This is a genomic window from Pseudoalteromonas sp. T1lg10, assembly GCF_002964545.1.
Taxonomy (GTDB): Bacteria; Pseudomonadota; Gammaproteobacteria; order Enterobacterales; family Alteromonadaceae; genus Pseudoalteromonas.
This window is the reverse complement of record NZ_PQBV01000049.1, coordinates 139,857-157,175: the sequence shown is the minus strand read 5'-3', so window position 1 is coordinate 157,175 and position 17,319 is coordinate 139,857. Positions and strand designations below refer to the sequence as shown.

21 protein-coding genes are annotated in these 17,319 nt (G+C 48.9%); 6 read left to right on the top strand and 15 right to left on the bottom strand.

Annotated features, from left to right (window positions below; all coding sequences use genetic code 11):
- The first annotated feature begins 755 nt into the window (after positions 1-755).
- Positions 756-1,301, top strand: a complete 546-nt coding sequence (locus tag C2M17_RS13280; protein WP_105201221.1) for a gamma carbonic anhydrase family protein — start codon at positions 756-758, stop codon at positions 1,299-1,301.
- Here C2M17_RS13280 and C2M17_RS13275 read toward each other — a convergent pair.
- Together C2M17_RS13275 and aroE are read right to left on the bottom strand one after the other, a co-directional pair.
- Positions 1,285-1,524 (bottom strand): DUF1488 family protein, encoded by a 240-nt coding sequence (locus C2M17_RS13275; RefSeq protein ID WP_105188779.1) that lies wholly within the window; start codon positions 1,522-1,524, stop codon positions 1,285-1,287. The two genes, C2M17_RS13280 and C2M17_RS13275, sit on opposite strands and share 17 nt — an antisense overlap.
- On the bottom strand, positions 1,524-2,345 hold the full coding sequence (gene aroE, locus C2M17_RS13270) for a shikimate dehydrogenase (RefSeq protein WP_105201220.1): 822 nt from the start codon (positions 2,343-2,345) through the stop codon (positions 1,524-1,526). The genes C2M17_RS13275 and aroE overlap by 1 nt, the downstream gene beginning before the upstream one ends.
- A gap of 26 nt (positions 2,346-2,371) precedes the next feature.
- Between aroE and C2M17_RS13265 the strand changes: the two genes are divergently transcribed.
- Entirely contained in the window at positions 2,372-2,833 is a 462-nt protein-coding gene (locus C2M17_RS13265; protein WP_105201219.1) for a group II truncated hemoglobin, read from the top strand.
- Between the two features lie 31 nt (positions 2,834-2,864).
- Here the strand turns inward: C2M17_RS13265 and hemF are convergent, their stop codons facing one another.
- From hemF to C2M17_RS13235, 6 genes are all read right to left on the bottom strand, one after another.
- Positions 2,865-3,773, bottom strand: coding sequence for an oxygen-dependent coproporphyrinogen oxidase (gene hemF / locus C2M17_RS13260; RefSeq protein ID WP_105201218.1), 909 nt, complete (start codon positions 3,771-3,773; stop codon positions 2,865-2,867).
- A gap of 2 nt (positions 3,774-3,775) precedes the next feature.
- On the bottom strand, positions 3,776-4,339 hold the full coding sequence (locus C2M17_RS13255) for a Sua5/YciO/YrdC/YwlC family protein (RefSeq protein ID WP_105201217.1): 564 nt from the start codon (positions 4,337-4,339) through the stop codon (positions 3,776-3,778).
- Positions 4,336-4,923: a DNA topoisomerase family protein gene (locus tag C2M17_RS13250; protein ID WP_105201216.1), complete on the bottom strand. Its 588-nt coding sequence runs from the start codon at positions 4,921-4,923 to the stop codon at positions 4,336-4,338. Before C2M17_RS13250 ends, C2M17_RS13255 begins: the two co-directional genes overlap by 4 nt.
- Before the next feature lie 61 nt (positions 4,924-4,984).
- Positions 4,985-5,458 carry a DUF494 family protein gene (locus tag C2M17_RS13245; RefSeq protein WP_105201215.1) on the bottom strand — a complete coding sequence of 158 codons (474 nt, stop codon included), beginning with the start codon at positions 5,456-5,458 and terminating at the stop codon, positions 4,985-4,987.
- A 1-nt stretch (position 5,459) separates the two neighbouring features.
- Positions 5,460-6,581, bottom strand: coding sequence for a DNA-processing protein DprA (gene dprA, locus C2M17_RS13240; RefSeq protein WP_233997996.1), 1,122 nt, complete (start codon positions 6,579-6,581; stop codon positions 5,460-5,462).
- A gap of 47 nt (positions 6,582-6,628) precedes the next feature.
- Complete coding sequence (locus tag C2M17_RS13235; RefSeq protein WP_105201214.1) at positions 6,629-7,753, bottom strand: LysM peptidoglycan-binding domain-containing protein; 1,125 nt, start codon at positions 7,751-7,753, stop codon at positions 6,629-6,631.
- Between the two features lie 130 nt (positions 7,754-7,883).
- Here C2M17_RS13235 and def point away from each other — a divergent pair, with 130 nt between their 5' ends.
- The 4 genes from def to trkA are packed head-to-tail and all read left to right on the top strand — an operon-like array spanning position 7,884 to position 12,025.
- On the top strand, positions 7,884-8,393 hold the full coding sequence (gene def / locus C2M17_RS13230; protein ID WP_105201213.1) for a peptide deformylase: 510 nt from the start codon (positions 7,884-7,886) through the stop codon (positions 8,391-8,393).
- Between the two features lie 15 nt (positions 8,394-8,408).
- Positions 8,409-9,365, top strand: a complete 957-nt coding sequence (gene fmt / locus C2M17_RS13225; protein ID WP_105201212.1) for a methionyl-tRNA formyltransferase — start codon at positions 8,409-8,411, stop codon at positions 9,363-9,365.
- Positions 9,349-10,641 carry a 16S rRNA (cytosine(967)-C(5))-methyltransferase RsmB gene (gene rsmB / locus C2M17_RS13220; RefSeq protein WP_105201211.1) on the top strand — a complete coding sequence of 431 codons (1,293 nt, stop codon included), beginning with the start codon at positions 9,349-9,351 and terminating at the stop codon, positions 10,639-10,641. The genes fmt and rsmB overlap by 17 nt, the downstream gene beginning before the upstream one ends.
- A 7-nt stretch (positions 10,642-10,648) precedes the next feature.
- Positions 10,649-12,025 (top strand): Trk system potassium transporter TrkA, encoded by a 1,377-nt coding sequence (trkA, locus tag C2M17_RS13215; protein ID WP_105201210.1) that lies wholly within the window; start codon positions 10,649-10,651, stop codon positions 12,023-12,025.
- A gap of 66 nt (positions 12,026-12,091) precedes the next feature.
- On the opposite strand, the gene C2M17_RS13210 is transcribed toward trkA, so the two are convergent.
- The 7 genes from C2M17_RS13210 to pepQ all read right to left on the bottom strand — a co-directional run bounded on the left by C2M17_RS13210 (position 12,092) and on the right by pepQ (position 17,262).
- Positions 12,092-12,313, bottom strand: a complete 222-nt coding sequence (locus tag C2M17_RS13210) for an EF-hand domain-containing protein (protein WP_105201209.1) — start codon at positions 12,311-12,313, stop codon at positions 12,092-12,094.
- 29 nt (positions 12,314-12,342) lie between these two features.
- Positions 12,343-12,561, bottom strand: a complete 219-nt coding sequence (locus C2M17_RS13205) for a calmodulin (protein WP_105201208.1) — start codon at positions 12,559-12,561, stop codon at positions 12,343-12,345.
- Between the two features lie 15 nt (positions 12,562-12,576).
- A complete protein-coding gene (locus tag C2M17_RS13200) occupies positions 12,577-12,795 on the bottom strand; it encodes a calmodulin (protein ID WP_105201207.1) in 219 nt (72 codons plus the stop codon).
- A gap of 38 nt (positions 12,796-12,833) precedes the next feature.
- Positions 12,834-13,046 carry a calmodulin gene (locus C2M17_RS13195; protein WP_105201206.1) on the bottom strand — a complete coding sequence of 71 codons (213 nt, stop codon included), beginning with the start codon at positions 13,044-13,046 and terminating at the stop codon, positions 12,834-12,836.
- 730 nt (positions 13,047-13,776) lie between these two features.
- Positions 13,777-15,228, bottom strand: a complete 1,452-nt coding sequence (locus C2M17_RS13190) for a TrkH family potassium uptake protein (protein WP_105201205.1) — start codon at positions 15,226-15,228, stop codon at positions 13,777-13,779.
- Positions 15,229-15,267: 39 nt separating this feature from the next.
- Positions 15,268-15,882: a YigZ family protein gene (locus C2M17_RS13185; RefSeq protein ID WP_105201204.1), complete on the bottom strand. Its 615-nt coding sequence runs from the start codon at positions 15,880-15,882 to the stop codon at positions 15,268-15,270.
- Between the two features lie 57 nt (positions 15,883-15,939).
- The gene (gene pepQ / locus C2M17_RS13180; protein ID WP_105201203.1) at positions 15,940-17,262 is read right to left on the bottom strand and encodes a Xaa-Pro dipeptidase; all 1,323 of its coding nucleotides are present in this window, start codon (positions 17,260-17,262) and stop codon (positions 15,940-15,942) included.
- Positions 17,263-17,319 lie beyond the last annotated feature (57 nt).

The window sequence follows — 17,319 nt, the reverse complement described above, 5'->3', positions numbered from 1 at the left end:
TTACCGCTCGACTTGCATGTGTTAGGCCTGCCGCCAGCGTTCAATCTGAGCCATGATCAAACTCTTCAATTAAAAGTTTTTTGTTCCCACCCATAAAGAGTGAAGAACGGCGCTCATTGAATTCTGATTTTGATTCTTTCGAATCGAATTGACTGTGCTGAAACAAGTAAACTTGTTTCCGTTGGTCACTCAGTTCAATTGAGACTCTAAATTTGTTTGCGTCATCTAGCGAACTAGAATCTGCTGTTAGAACTCAATCTGTACGAGTGCCCACACAGATGATTGCTTCATATTTTTAAAGAACGTTGCGACTCGTTGTCGCTGCGGCTTTCACCGCGTTAGGGCTGCGCATTCTACGCTTTCCTGATTTGTTGTCAATACTTAATTTTGAGAAAGTTTTCATTTTTCAAAACTGAAGTTTTATTTGACTCCCTGAGCCGCTAGCGCCTCGCTATGCGTTGCTACACTGCGCGTCGCGCCTGCCGTCTCAGTGGGGTCGCATTATAGGGAGATTCGATTTCGACGCAAGCCCTTTTTTAAAGAAAATTGCTAAAAATGGATCGTTCGCCTAAAAAGCACCCGATAGACATACTTTTTATACGTTTTTAAGCAAATAATCACCTCGAATAGCTTGGTAAACTAAAGAGGTGGCTCTTTTTCGTACGACTAATGTTTATTACGAACCTTTATTGCGAACCTGGACCCGCCTAGTTAGAGTTAGGGTATTAGTCATACATCAGTGATAGGAACCTGATATGAGCTTACAAAGTTATAAAGATAAATCTCCCCTAGTACACAAATCGGCATACATTCACGAGTCCGCCGTGATAGTGGGCGATGTTGAAATTGCAGAAGACGCCAGCATCTGGCCCTTGGTGGCCGCACGCGGAGACGTTAACTATATGCGTATTGGCAAACGTTCCAATATTCAGGATGGGAGTGTACTGCATCTGACTCGTGCCAGTGCCTCAAACCCGGAAGGTTATCCGCTCATTATTGGTGAGGATGTAACCGTGGGTCACAAAGCCATGTTACACGGATGCCGTCTTGGTAATCGTATCCTGGTCGGCATGGGCGCCATCATTATGGACAACGTGATAGTGGAAGATGATGTGATCATTGGTGGCGGTGCGCTTGTGCCTCCCAACAAAACCTTAGAGTCAGGTTATTTATATGTGGGTAGCCCAGTAAAGCAGGCACGTCCGTTAAGCGATGAGGAGCGCGCCTTCTTAAAGGTGTCGGCGGATAACTATGTTCGCCTCAAGGATGAATACCTAAACGAGGTTAAGCCAGTGCTTTAATCTGTACTTCGCCTTCTTCACCGAAGGCTTCCTCTTCTATTTGTTGCTCAGCCAACTCTTCATAATCAAAGCGGTGTTCGGCAAAATGCGCCAGAGCATCGCTACGCTCCTTCACCTTAAGCTCGATAATACAAGGTAAAAGTAGCCCATTAACCATGGCATAAAAGGTAATAACACCATTTTCATATTCGACTCTGTCAACAAATTGAATTGCTTGATTCATTATAATCGCCCCTCTTTTAGCGCTGCTATTATAGGCGCACAATCGGGCATTTGCCCACGCCAAAGTTGATATGCATGGGCAGCCTGCGCCACCAGCATACCCAAACCATCCGCCGTAACTATATTCGGATTAATCTTGGATGCCCAACACATAAAAGATGTGGCCTGCTCTGCATAAAACATATCGTAGGCAAACTGAGCCCCTTCGAGATAGCTGGCCTGTAAGCCAGGTAGCTCACCGGTGACGCTGGAAGATGTTGAATTTATGACAATATCCCAGCTTTGCGTGTTTTGACCTGTTAAGCCCTCATAACTGACGTTTTGGTATTGGCTAATACGTTCTACCAACTGCTTTGCTTTTTCCTCTGTGCGATTGACCACATGCAGTTGCTCAATCCCGGCTTCAAGCAAAGGCAACGCGGCGCCCTTTGCCGCACCACCTGCGCCAATTAACAACACATGCTTGCCTGCCAGTGAGCCACTCAAGCGTTGCAGATCACTAACTAAACCAATGCCATCCGTGTTATCGCCTTTTAAGCCCCCGCCTTCTTCAAGAATTAAGGTATTTACGGCGCCAGCCAAGCGGGCTCGTTCACTCAGAGTATCAACCAGGGCAAAGGCCTGCTCTTTAAATGGCAGGGTGACATTAGCCCCACAGCCACCTTGGCTAAAAAACTCGCTGACGCAGTCAACAAAGCCGTCGAGCGGTGCTAAAATGCGCTGATATTCTATTTGTTCACCTAATTGCGCCGCAAAGGCATGGTGAATGAGGGGTGATTTTGAGTGCGCTATGGGGTTACCAAACACCGCGTATTTATCCATTATCCTTTCCTTATATCGAGCGCATCATGAAGCAGTTACTAAAACGCATCTTTAGCAAAGATGCAAAAAATTCTCAGCAAAGTACAGACGACGTCCACCCTGATGTTGAGCGTACCCCATACGAACTAATGGGCGGCGAAAAAGGTGCTCGTGCCCTCGCCAATCGATTCTACGACATAATGGCCAGCGATGCGTACGCCAAGCCCTTATATGATATGCATCCGCAGCCATTGGATCGTATTCGCCAGGTATTCTTTGAATTTTTATCTGGTTGGTTAGGTGGCCCGGATCTGTTTGTAGAAAAATATGGTCACCCACGCTTACGTCAGCGTCATATGCCCTTCCCGGTCACTGCCGAGCTTAGAGATCAGTGGATGTACTGTATGAATAAGGCGCTGGATATGGAAGTCGATAATCCGGTGCTACGTGAGGGTTTGCGACAGTCGCTCACCCAGCTGGCGACTCATATGATCAATAGCGACAACTAAAAAACGCGGCCGATGCCGCGTTTTTCTACTTTTATACCCAGTCTTTTGGTTTCAGGTAATGCTCATAGAGTTCTGACTCTGGCGAACCCGGCTCAGGGTTAAAGTCATACTCCCAACGCGCCAATGGCGGCATCGACATCAATATCGACTCGGTACGCCCACCGGTTTGCAAACCAAACAAGGTGCCTCTATCCCACACCAGGTTAAATTCAACGTAGCGACCACGGCGATACAATTGGAATTGACGCTCTGCCTCGCCATAAGGCGTGTCCTTGCGCTTTGCAATCAAAGGCAGGTAAGCATCTAGGTATCCGTTACCCACAGCCTGCATAAAGGCAAAGCTCTTCTCAAAGCCCCATTCGTTAAGATCATCGAAGAAGAGTCCACCCACGCCGCGCGTCTCATCCCGGTGTTTCAGGTAGAAGTATTCGTCACACCAGGTTTTATACTTTGGGTACACCTCATCACCAAAGGGGGCGCACAGGTCATGGGCAACCTGGTGCCAATGTTTTACATCTTCAAGCTGCGGATAAAAAGGAGTTAAATCAAAACCACCGCCAAACCACCAAATCGGTTCCTCACCCTCTTTCTCGGCAATAAAGAAACGCACATTGGCATGACTGGTGGGAATATGCGGGTTTTTTGGGTGAATCACCAGGGACACACCACAGGCATGGAAGCTTCGGCCGGCTAATTCCGGGCGATGTGCGGTCGCAGATGCGGGCATGGAAGCACCAAACACATGAGAGTAGTTTACGCCACCTTGCTCGATAACATTGCCATCACGGATCACTCGGGTACGACCACCGCCGCCCTCTTCGCGTTGCCATGCATCTTCAACGAACTTGGCGCCGCCATCGGCTTCTTCTAATCCGGCACAAATCTTATCCTGCAACGCCATTAAGTAGGTTTTAACCTGGGTCAGTAACTCTGAATGCATGCTTATCCTCGAATAATTTGTCCGTTCATGGCGTCTTTGATCACGCTAGGCTGGTCAGCGCCACCCAAGGGCTCATCGACATAAAAGCCAACTTGTTCGCCAAAGGTAGCCTGCCCTTGCGCGATTGACGCAACCGGTTCCTGACCGCTTAAGTTAGCGCTGGTAGACACGATTGGGCCACCAAATTCTTGGCACAAACGCTTAACTGTGGGGTGAGCACTCACGCGCACGGCGATAGAGTCAAACGCACCGGTGAGCCACTTCGGCGTCGTTGCTGCTGCCGGCATCACCCAGGTCACGGCACCGGGCCACTGCGAAAAAATATCCGCGCGCTTATCCATGGGAATTCGATGATCGGCCACATAAGGAAGTAATTGACCATAGTTGTCGGCGATTAAAATCAGGCCTTTTTCAACCGGGCGTTTTTTGATTGCCAGCAAGGCTTCAACGGCCGCTTGATTCATAGGGTCACAGCCCAAGCCGTATACCGCCTCGGTGGGGTAAAGAATTACTTCGCCCTGTTGCAAACTGCTCAGCGCCGTTTTCGGCTGTTCTGCATCACTCACTGTCCGCTCTCCGCATCATCGGGCTGTTTGTGCCCACAGTTCTTTTGCGGGCATTGTAGCATAGCTCCCTCGGCAAAGTGGCGTTTCATCATGACCGGCCACTGGCACTGTTCACAGGTCACCGCAACTGGCGGGTAATTTAGGCTGTACTTGCACTTGGGGTAGGCATCACAGGAATAAAAAGCCTTACCATATTTGCTGCTGCGCTGGGTTAAATGACCTTTATTACACTTAGGGCAAGGTGGTAAAGCGCTGTCTTGTTCACTTTGCTCACGTTGATCGGCGATATAGTGACACTCGGGAAAGTTGGTGCAGCCGATAAACATGCCAAAACGGCCATTTTTAACTGCCAAGGGCGCGCTACATTGCGGACAGGGATTATCCTCAAGCACTTTTAGGGTACTGGTATCATGTTGATGCAAGGGGCGAATAAAGTGGCATGTTGGATAACTGGCACAACCTAAAAAGGCACCGGATTTGGAATGGCGCATTACCAGCTCGCTGCCACATTCTGGGCATACCTCGTACTCTTTTTCCAACGCGTGTTTATCGGCATTAAATAAAGAATGATCTATTTTCGTCATGCGCACCCAGCCCCTTGGTTAATGTGCGCCCAATATACTCAGACTCCGATGAAGATCAAGCTTAATGCAGGGTCGGATTGGGGTCGTCAAAGATTAAGTCTTCCATCTGCGCATAGGCATGCTCCTGACCTGGCACACTGAGAAGCACCATTAACACCACCCACTTAAGGTCATCCAGGGCTATTTGCGCATGATCTAAGGCCATGGCTCTGTCTATCACCATTTCACGCGTGGTGCCGTTGATCACACCGACCTGCTCTAAAAACAGTAAGAAGCCTTGGCATTGAATATCAAGCTTAATGCTTTCCTCACCTGTGTAGATACGACAGGCTGCGGCTGGGGTTCTATCCAGATACGGACTCTCATCGCTGTGCTGCAACTGTGCCAGTTGCTCAAGCCAATCCAAGGCCTTGTATATTTCCGGGCTGTTAAAACCGGCCTTGAGTAATTCATCGGTAAGCACGCTTTCTTCGACAAAGATTTCGCTTTCGTTATGAATATAGTTTTCAAACAAATACATTAGGATATCAAACATGTCACTCGCCCCCTACTCTGGTATAGCCGCCCGAAGTGCTAATAATGCTGCCTTCGAGTTCTAAGTCTATTAATAGCGTTAATAATTGCGCGATTGGAATTTGCGAGCTCAAAGCTATAGCGTCTATGCTGGTTGGCTCAAAACCAATATGGCGAAGTAAAGTGTTCTCATCCTCTTTTTCTACTCCCTCATTATTTATATATAGACCCTTTTGTTGATAACAACCTAATTCGGCTAACACATCTTCGGCATTTTCCACTAGCGCCGCCCCATGCTTGATCAAAGCATGGCAGCCACGGGAATATGGGTTATTCACCGCCCCGGGCATAGCCATCACCTCACGGTTATAATCCATCGCCAGTTCGGCGGTGATCAGGGAGCCGCTTTTTTGCTCCGCTTCAACGACTAAGGTACCTAGACTTAACCCGGCGATAACCCGGTTGCGACGGGGGAAGTGCTGCGCCCGCGGTTGTGTTCCGGGCAAAAACTCACTAACCAATAGGCCATATTGGGCAATTTGCTCCCGCAACGCCTTGTTACGACGCGGGTAACATAAATCAACTCCCGTACCCAGCACAGCCAAGGTCGCTCCACCATTATGCAATGCCCCCAGATGGGCGCTGGCATCTATCCCCATGGCCATGCCAGAGGTTACGGCCAGTCCTGCATCACTGAGCTGAGCGGCAAACTCAAAGGCATGGTGCTTCCCACCTATACTCGCCCCTCGGCTGCCGACAATCGCCACCTGAGGCTGGGCCAATAAGCCACTATTGCCTATACAGAATAAAAGTAAGGGTGGGTCGGGCAATTCCTTTAACAACGGCGGATACAAGGTATTAGCCAGACTGATCACAGCTATGCCCTGATGGCGATACTCGCTCAGCTCTTGTTGCAAGGGTTCAAGTTTAGTTGTGGCCAAATAAGCAGCAATATCGCGGCGCAAGCCAGCTTCAATAAGCACCTCTGCATCGGCGACTAAATCAAGTATGGGAATATGTTGTAGCAAGGTATAAGCGCTACGCAAACCAAGACCCGGCGTGCGCATCAACGCCAGTAGGCTGGCATCGGCTAGAAATAAATCGGCCTCTGAAGAGGCCGATAGATTAGATTCACTCTGTGTCATGCTCCCTCCTTGAGCACGACCCAAAAGCTTGTTACGGAAAGCGTTGGTTAGTCAACGCTTATAAGATCTCCGACACGTATGGGTCGTAATGTTTTGGTAATGATGGCATAGCTTACACGGTCTTGAACTTTAAGAACCATAAGCTCACCCACCTTTTCCTTGGGCATATGCCAGGTCTTGTTATCCGCATCCTCTTCCAAGCCCATGCCTTCTTCCATATTCGACATAAACTTATCGTAGGTACTGGAGTCTTCTTTATATTGAGGACCATCGCGACCATCGATTACTGTGGGTGACTGACGGCGGATATCAAACATGTGACCCGCTTTAACTTCGTCTACTAAACCACGGTTTAGCACCACAATATCCATCTGGCTAAATTCACGAAGCTGATTAGATGAAGCGATGATTTCACCATCAATATCAGTCTCGGGACGGCGCATCTGGAAAGATGCAGGCAAACTTTGACCCTGGTTAACCGGCATTAAGAAATCACCGGCATTAATTTCGCGCTTAACGCCATCAACGAAGATGGACGCAGGCACACCAGAGTTTACATCGCCGCTGCGGAACGCCTTGGCGGTGGCCACAAGTTTCACCTCATAACCCAACAGCTCATCGGTCTGAGGGTCAATATAAGGGCGGTTCTTGTGATAGATGGCATAACTACTGTTACGCTCCAGGTCACCTTTCACGTAAAGAATATGACCCTGAGTAGAGCGTTTCACATTCTCGTTGGCACCCAGCACATAAGGTTGAGCGTTAATCTGCTCTTCACTTAGCGCTTGTTCGTAAGTCAAAAACGGGCGCAGCAGCTCCAACGACAAAGTTGGTAGTGCGTCTCGCTTCAATGTCTTGCGACCATGTGGCGATAGTTTCTGATAGTTGTCCGGGCGTTTAACCACTAAGCGCGGTCGCCCTTGGGCGTCGTACACTAAATACAGTGTATCGCCAGGGTAAATAAGGTGAGGGTTATCAATTTGTGGGTTCATTTGCCAAAGCTCTGGCCACAGCCAAGGCTTATCCAAATAAATAGCAGAGATATCCCATAGTGTATCTCCCTTCTTCACCACATATTGTTCCGGTGCGTCGTTTTTGACTGCTAAAACATCTGCTAATGATGGAAAAGCAACCGCAAGAGCAAATACGGCAGCTGATAGCTGTTTAATCATTGTAATGAGCTTCCTAAAGCTTGTTTTATTATATTTATTACCCAATAACCTGTTAAAGGTGCACACGAATGGCTAAAATAAAAACATAACACAATACCTGATATTTAGCACAATTTTTAATAAGGCAATTATGGCACTTTTAGAAGTACTTAGGTTCCCAGATGAACGTTTACGCACGATTGCAGCACCTGTCGAACAAGTGGATGACAGCATTCGTAGCATTACAGAAGACATGTTAGCCACCATGTATGACGAAAATGGTATCGGTTTAGCTGCAACGCAAGTCGATATTCACCAACGCATTGTGGTTATTGATGTTTCTGAGGAACGTGATGAGCCTCTGATCCTTATCAACCCTGAGATCACGCACAAAAACGGCTCTACCGTTAGCGAAGAAGGATGCCTGTCAGTTCCCCATTCGTATGCCAAGGTTGATCGCGCCGAAACCGTAACCGTTAAAGCCCTGAATGCCCAAGGCGAAGAGTTTACTTTGGACGCCGATGGCTTATTGGCCATCTGTATTCAACACGAATTAGATCACCTAATTGGTAAGTTATTTATTGATTACTTGTCGCCGCTAAAACGTCAGCGTATTCGTAAAAAGCTTGAAAAAGAAGCCCGTCTGGCCGCTAAAGCTTAATTACAAGGAATCACAGTGACACAAGCCCTTCGCATCGTATTTGCCGGTACACCGGACTTTGCTGCACGCCATTTGCAGGCATTAATCGACTCAGATCATGAGGTGGTTGGCGTATACAGCCAGCCGGATCGCCCCGCCGGACGTGGTAAAAAACTCAAAGCCAGTGAGGTAAAGACCCTGGCTCTAGAGCACGACCTCCCGGTGTTTCAGCCAGCCAGCCTGAAAAGTGAAGAAGCGCAGCAGCAACTCGCCGCATTAAATGCCGATATCATGGTGGTAGTCGCCTACGGCTTGCTGCTGCCTAAAAGCATTTTAGAGACGCCAGAACTTGGTTGTATCAATGTCCATGGCTCGATTCTGCCGCGTTGGCGCGGTGCCGCACCGATACAAAGAGCGATTTGGGCCGGCGACGCAGAAACCGGTGTAACCATAATGCAGATGGACGAAGGCCTGGATACCGGTGACATGCTCAGCATTAGCCGCTGTGCCATAGATGCCAAGGAAACCTCGGCCTCACTCTACGCTAAATTGGCGGAGCTTGGCCCCTCGGCACTGATAGAAACATTGGCCAACATAGAAAGCATCACTCCGCTGCAGCAAGATGAGCAACGCGCCAACTATGCGCACAAGCTCTCCAAACAAGAAGCCCTGCTGGATTGGCAACTGGAAGCGGTGCAGTTAGAGCGCAATATTCGTGCCTTTAACCCCTGGCCGGTCAGTTATACGGAAATGGCCGGTAATACGGTGAAGGTATGGCAAGCCGAGGTGGTTGCCGAACAAGGCACGCCAGGCACCATTTTACGCGCCGATAAAAGTGGCATAGTGATCGCCTGTGCGACCGACGCTCTAAAAATAACTCAGCTACAGCCCCAAGGAAAGAAACCTATGTCGAGCCAGGATTTCCTTAACGGCCGTGCCGATTGGGTCACAGTTGGCAGTTCATTAGCCACTGCGGATAATCAAGGTGAGTAATGTTCGCGCCCAGGCGGCGCACACCCTTTACCAGGTGGTCGATAAAGGTATTTCCCTGTCTGTGGCCCTGCCCAGATACAGCCGCGACCTAAGCCCGCAAGACAAGGCGCTGATGCAACAAATGTGCTTCGGCGTTTTACGTTATTTGCCAAGCCTGGAGTTTTATTGTCAGCAATTGCTTGAAAAGCCATTGAAAGGCAAAAGCCGGGTTTATCAATTTTTGCTCTACGTTGGCTTATATCAATTGCAATATATGCGCGTGCCCGAGCATGCCGCCGTGGCCGAAACGGTCAATGCCCTAAAGTCCATGCGTGCGGTGGGCCTCAAAGGCCTGGTTAACGCCGTGCTACGCACCTTTCAACGCCAACAACAAGGCCTGGAAGAGCAAGCAGAACAAATAGATGCCTGCAAATACAATCACCCGGGCTGGTTGATTAAAAAGCTACAGCGTGATTACCCAGAGCAATGGCAAGATATTATCGAAGAAAATCAGCAACAGGCGCCCATGTGGCTAAGAGCGAATAATCGCCTGAATAACCGCGACGCCTATGCCGACAAGCTGTTTGATAAAAGCATAGGCTTTAGCATAGATGAAACCTTCCAGGATGCTATCCGCCTCGATAAGGCCATGGATGTATTTGCCCTGCCCGAGTTCGAGCGCGGCGCCTGTTCGGTACAGGATGCAGCAGCCCAGCAGGCAGCAAGGCTTCTGGACCCACAGGACGGTGAACTTATTCTCGATGCCTGTGCGGCGCCCGGTGGCAAAACCTGTCATATTCTCGAGCTTGCCGATGCCCGTGTCGTCGCTCTTGATGCCGATGCCCAGCGTCTTGAACGCGTTAATGAAAACCTGGAGCGAATCGGGTTAAACGCCGAATTGATCTGCGCTCAGGCGGAGCAAACCGAGCAATGGTATCAGGGCGAGCAGTTCGACCGTATTCTCCTCGATGTGCCCTGTTCGGCCACCGGGGTGATCCGCCGTCATCCGGATATCAAGTGGCTGCGTCGCGGCAGCGATATCGATGAATTGGCACAACTGCAAGCAAGCATACTTGAAGCCATCTGGCCGCTTTTGAAATCCGGCGGTACTCTGGTTTATGCCACCTGTTCGGTATTAAGCGAGGAAAACCAATCGCAAATACGGGCATTTTTGGCCAAACATAGTGACGCCAGGCATATAGCGTTGCATGATAAGGATACCGAGCAGCAGCCGGGTTGGCAGTTGTTGCCGGGTGAAACCGATGGTTTTTACTACGCAAAAATAATAAAGCAGTGACATAGTCATGAAAATTATCATCTTAGGTGCAGGCCAGGTTGGCGGCACATTGGCGGAAAACTTAGTGGGTGAGCAAAACGAGATCACCGTGGTCGATATCGACGGTGACCGCTTGCGAGAGCTGCAAGACAAATATGACTTGCAAGGCGTAAATGGCCACAGCGCTCACCCCGATGTGCTGCGCAAGGCCGGCGCCGAAGATGCGGATATGATCATCGCCGTGACTAGCTCCGACGAAGTGAACATGGTGGCCTGTCAGGTTGCCTACAGTATCTTTAACACCCCGACTAAAATTGCGCGGATCCGCTCGGAGCAATACTTACGTTATCGCCAGCAGTTATTCCACAATGATGACCTGCCCGTTGATCACTACATAGCTCCCGAGGCTCTGGTCACCAAGTATATTCGCCGCTTAATCGACTACCCTGGCGCCCTGCAGGTGTTGCAGTTTGCCGACGGTAAACTGTCCTTGGTGGCGGTTAAGGCCTACTACGGCGGTATGCTGGTTGGTTATGCGCTCTCAGCGTTAAAGGAACATATTCCCAACGTGGAAACCCGGGTTGCCGCCATTTACCGTCAGGGTAAGGCCATCAAGCCGCTGGGAACTACGGTTATCGAAGCCGATGATGAAGTCTTCTTTATCGCCGCAACCAAGCATATTCGCGCGGTAATGAGCGAGCTGCAAAAGCTGGAACGCTCATATAAAAAGATCATGATTGCCGGCGGCGGTAATATAGGCGCAGGCCTGGCTCGCTCACTGGAGAAAAACCACAGCGTCAAGCTGCTGGAGCGCAACCCTATGCGGGCCGAGCAGCTTTCGGAAATGCTTGATGATACTGTGGTCTTCTGTGGTGACGCTTCGGATCAGGAGCTGTTGTCAGAAGAGCATATCGAGCAGGTAGATGTCTTTATCGCCGTGACCAACGATGATGAAGCGAATATCATGTCGGCCATGCTGGCCAAGCGCATGGGTGCGCAAAAAACCATGGTGCTAATTCAGCGCGGTGCCTATGTGGATCTGGTTCAAGGTGGTGAAATCGATATTGCCATTTCGCCGCAACAGGCGACCATTTCAGCTCTATTAACCCATGTTCGCCGCGGTGATATAGTGAACGTTTACTCACTGCGCAAGGGCGCTGCTGAAGCCATTGAGGCTGTGGCCCATGGCGATGAGAACACCTCAAAGGTGGTGGGTCGTGCCATTAGTGAAATCAAACTCCCTTCGGGCACTACCATTGGCGCCATAGTGCGTAATGATGATGTACTTATCGCCCATGACGATACCGTGATTCAAAGCGGCGACCATGTGATCATGTTCTTGATCGACAAAAAGCATATTCATGTAGTCGAGAAGCTCTTCCAGGTCAGCGCCATGTTCTTATAAGCAAAAAAAAGCAGCTTTAGTTGGAAACTAAATGCTGCTTTTTGCTTCTCTAATGGATTTAGGTGTTTACTCAATATTGGCAAACTCTTCTGGCGATAGCTCGCCGTTACCATCAATATCAAGCTCATCGAACTTAGCCATTACTTCGGCATCGGCACTCGCTTCTTCCTTACTGATGCTGCCGTTACCGTCCACATCAAGAGATTCAAACGTCGCGCCCGAACCTGCAAATGCAGTCGAAGAAGATGCCAAAATAGCCATTGCTAGTAGTGTATTGGTCGTTTTCATAACTTGCTCCAAATATTCAAAAAGTAAACTTACTGAGCTGTTGCGAATTCTTGCTCGCTCAGCTGGCCGTCTTTGTTGCTGTCCAAGTCCTTAAACTCTTGCATTAGTTCAGGATATTGAGCCGCTTCTTCCATGCTGATAGCGCCATCGCTATCTACGTCCACAGTGTTAAATTCCAAGTCCATCGCGAATGCAGACGATGCACTGACTAAGCCGATTAAGGCGATTGCTTTAGAGGTCTTATTCATTGTTAACTCCCTGTGTTATTTCGCTTTAGCGAACTCTTCTTGAGACAGCTCGCCATCTACGTTTGTGTCTAAGTCTTTGAACTGGCTGATTAGCTCTGGGTGCTTTGATGCTTCTTCCATGCTAATGGCGCCATTGCCGTCACTGTCTACCGTGGCAAAGTCAGCTGCTAAGGCAAAGGCCGCAGAAGAACCGACAAGGGCGCATAAGGCTAAAATGTGCTTTGATTTTTTCATCATTATCTCCTACTGATCACTGTAATAACTGCTGAAAATTACTCTGCTTTGTCAAACTCGGCTTGCGAAAGCTCACCGTTACCGTCGCTATCTAGCTGTTCAAATTGCTCGGCTAGCGCAGCATCAGCGGCAGCTTCTTGCACAGAGATAGCACCGTTGCCATCAACATCAAGAGTTGAGAAATCGGCAGCAAATGCTGCGCTTGATGCGGCTAAAGTGATAAGAGCGATAGTTGCTGTCATTGTTTTCATATTACTGTCCTTCCTACTTGTTTTGGTGTGAACCTAACGAACCTAATATTCGCCATCACATTTTCGACTCGCTAGGACTAATACAAGTCCGATGCCAGTTTTAAAAAACACATATAATTCAATATGTTGAAACATTGATTGCGAAGAAATCAGGAATTCCCCCGTTTTTTCTGTTGCCATTTCGCGACAAGATCAAAGCTTTAAAAATAAAATATATATTTTTCAGTTAGTTAGTAATTTTTGATGGAGATTTCATTCAGAAACCACACAAATGGTAGACACGCTTTTCTGATTTTTATCTGAATAGAGGAGCCAAGAGGCAGATTTGGACATGAGTGAAAAATTAATTTAATAGTTAAAAATCAAAAGGTTAATTTTTTATTTGCGCTTTTTGAAAATTAATTTCATAGCCAGAACACAGCCATAGATAAATTGTTGCCTTTTAGCAACACACAGGGCTTTGTTCAGGTTGAGGCGGGTGAATTAATAAGAGTGACTGAAATACGTCAAAGGTAAGTTTTGTGTAAGTAAGTCGTCCTGACGCTGCGGTCCGGCTCGACATCCGTGTCTCGCGTTCGAATTTACAAGAGTGACCTTTGTGGCGCTTTCAATTGGTGATGGTGATAACAATTCTTCCTGAAGCTTGGTCCCGGCTCGGGCATCCACGCCCTCGCGTTCGGCACTCCAAGAGTGACGTTAAGTCACTCTCGGTCGCAGTAGCGACCGCGCCTCACCCACGCCAGAATGTGGGGGTGAATAGTACTAGCAAGGTGAAGATCTCTAGACGACCAAAGACCATGGCCAGGGTTAGAATCCACTTGGCATTATCGCTGATATCACCGTAATGAGCCGCCACCTCACCCAGGCCCGGACCCAGGTTATTTAAGCAGGCTGCGGTCGCCGAGAAAGCGGTGATATTGTCTAAGCCCGTGCCCATAAGGCTGATCATGATGATCACAAAAACCAGGGCATAAGCGGAGAAGAATCCCCATACCGCCTCAACCACCTTATCGGGAAGCGCCTTACGGCCAAGCTTAATGGAATAGATTGCCCTTGGGTGGACCAAGCGGTTAAGTTCACGAATGCCCTGCAAGTACAACAAGAACACCCGCACCACCTTCATACCGCCTCCGGTAGAGCCGGCGCAACCACCAATAAAGCTGGAGAATATAAGCAAGATGGGCAGAAACAGTGGCCAGGCGGAGAAGTTGTCGGTGGCAAAACCTGCCGTGGTACCGATAGAAACCGCGTGGAACATAGCCTGATCTAAGGTTTCATCACCATTGGCATAGATATTATTCGACGACAATACGGCAAAGCAGATGATGATCAGCGCCACCTGAATTAAGAAAAACACCTTTAATTCCGGGTCGCGCAAATACACCTTGGCACTGCGATTGGCCACCACAGCGTAATGCAGGGAAAAGTTCACCGCCGCGATTAATAAGAACACCACGCAGATAAGGTTGATCACCGGGCTGTCAAAGTAGCCCATGGACGCATCATAGGTAGAGAAGCCACCTATGGCTATGGTCGAGAAGGCATGACAGATGGCATCGAACCAGCCCATCCCTGCGACCCAATAGGCCAAGGTACAGGCCAGGGTCAGGGATACATAGATATACCAAAGGTGCTTGGCGGTATCGGCAATACGCGGTGTCATTTTCGAGTCTTTCACCGGCCCCGGCGTTTCGGCGCGATACAGCTGCATGCCACCAACGCCAAGCATGGGCAGCACGGCCACCGCGAGTACGATTATCCCCATACCACCGAGCCATTGCAGTTGCTGGCGATAGAAGAGCACAGACTTGGGCAGATATTCAATGCCGGTCAATACGGTGGCCCCCGTGGTGGTGAGCCCGGAGAAGGCCTCAAACACCGCATCGGCCAGCGAGAGTTTTGGTGCATCAAGAAAGATCAGGGGTAAGGATGCGAACGACCCCAGTACCAGCCAAAACAATACCACGATCAAAAAGCCTTCACGGGCTTTGAGGTCGCCATGTTCATGGCGGTTAGGATAATAGGCGAACAAGCCGGCAATAACGCTAAAAATAAACGCAAGAATAAACGGCAGACCACCACCATCTTTATAGATAAGTGATACCAGCGCGGGGGGAACCATGGTGATACTAAACAAGGCTACTAGCTGGCCGAGTATTTTTATTATCGTGCGGTATTGCATTTAGCGCGTCGCCGTGACTTTTCTTTGCATGTTATTGTCTTACTGTTTTATTTTTAACTCAACAGTACCATGGCTTAAATCAAAAATATCTTTTATGGCATCCTCAGCCTGGCGCGCATCGATACGGATCTGCCAGGAGATATGGCCGCCATACTCCTTGTCCATCGCCAATACCTGGTATTGTGAGTTAAGGCATTGTTCTATCTGCCCTTGTAGAGCATAGTCACTGTCGCCGGTTAACACCACACTGGGCACCTTTATCTGTGTCTGTAGTTGCGCCAAAGCATTATTCAGGGTACCGCCATAGGCGCGTACTAACCCCCCCGTGCCCAACTTTATACCACCAAAATAACGGGTGGTTACGGCGCATATCTCGCCCAAGCCACTGCCCTGAAGCACATTCAACATGGGCTTGCCGGCGGTGCCATTGGGTTCACCATCATCACTAAAACCATAGACATGACTGCCACCAGGCGCTCCCGCTACATAGGCCCAGCAGTTATGGCGGGCATCCGGATACTGCTCATTGATCAAAGCAATAAAGGCCTTGGCGCTGGCCACATCCGGAGTATGGGCAAGGTGAACGATAAAGGTGCTTTTTTTGATTTCTTCTTCGTAACTCAGCGATTGTGCTGGATAAGCATATTCTGACATAGAAAATTAGCTGCCTAAGGCGATGGAATTGTCTCCATCGCTTTCACAGGGGGATGGTTAGTCGAGGTTGAGCTCGCGGGTCATATTTTCCAGACCCTGCTCATGGACAATGATATTGTCCTCGATACGAATACCGCCAAAGGGTTTAAACTCGGCGACCTTGTCCCAGTTTACGTACTGTCGATTGTCCGTTGCCGCTAAATCCTCAAGCAGGGAATCAATAAAGTACAGGCCAGGCTCAATGGTGAACACCTGGTTCGCTTCAATCATACGAGTACAACGCAGGAAAGGATGCCCCTCAGGTGGTGCCTGATGAGTACCGGTTTCATCGGCCATAAAACCGCCTACATCATGTACCTGTAAGCCAATATGATGGCCCAGACCATGAGGGAAGAAGGTTGAACTAATGCCCTTCTCGACAATCTGCTGTGCCGGTAGGTTAACGATATTAAAATCGCTTAGCACCTGGGCTACACGCTGATGGCAATCAAGGTGCAGCTCACCGTAGAGCTTGCCAGGGGATAACGAGTTACAAAGCTCTATCTGATGTTGATTCATCACAGCCAACAACTCGGCAAACTGACCCTGACGCGCAAAATCGTAAGTACGGGTAATATCAGCGGCATAACCATTGAAATTGGCACCGGCATCGATCAAAAACGAACGGTGTTGCGCAGGTGTATTTCGTTCAAAATGGGTGTAGTGCAAAATGGCACAGTTTTCATTTAGGGCAACGATATTGCCATAAGGCGTATCGTTCTCGCTGTGCTTGGTCGCCAACAGGTAAGCATGTTGGATCTCAAACTCCGATTTACCCTGATAGAAGGCATCGCGCGCCGCCTGATGACCAGCTACGGCTAGTTTGTTCGCTTCACGCAAACAGGCTTGCTCATACTGAGTTTTATAAGCACGGTGGTAATGCAGATAATTCATCACCGGCTCTGGGTTCATCAACTCAAAACCAAGGGCTTGTGCTACTTCTGCACACTCACCTATATAGGCATAGCGCGTCTTATCATGGGGTAATAGCTTTTCTACCTGCTCAGGCTTAACCAGTAGCTCTATATCGAAATAATCGGCCCAATACTCGCTCGGTTCGTCCGGTACTTTATGCCAAAAATCAACGGGGCGATAAAAGATAAGTTTAGGCTTATCGCTGCCGTTCACTACCAGCCAGCAATGCGGGTTGTCGATCACCGGCAACCAGGCTTTAAATTGTGGGTTCACCTTAAACGGATAATACATATCATCCAAAAATTGGCGCTTTGCCTGGCCAGAATGAATTACCACACCATCTAGGTTTTCACGCTCAACAATTTCGCGCGTGCGTCTTTGCAGGGTTGCAATATGTTCAGCGTATAACACCGCCAATGTATTCATGTATCACCCACTTTGCTAATTATGTTTATGCCAGTCTATCATAGCCGCCGCTGTTGC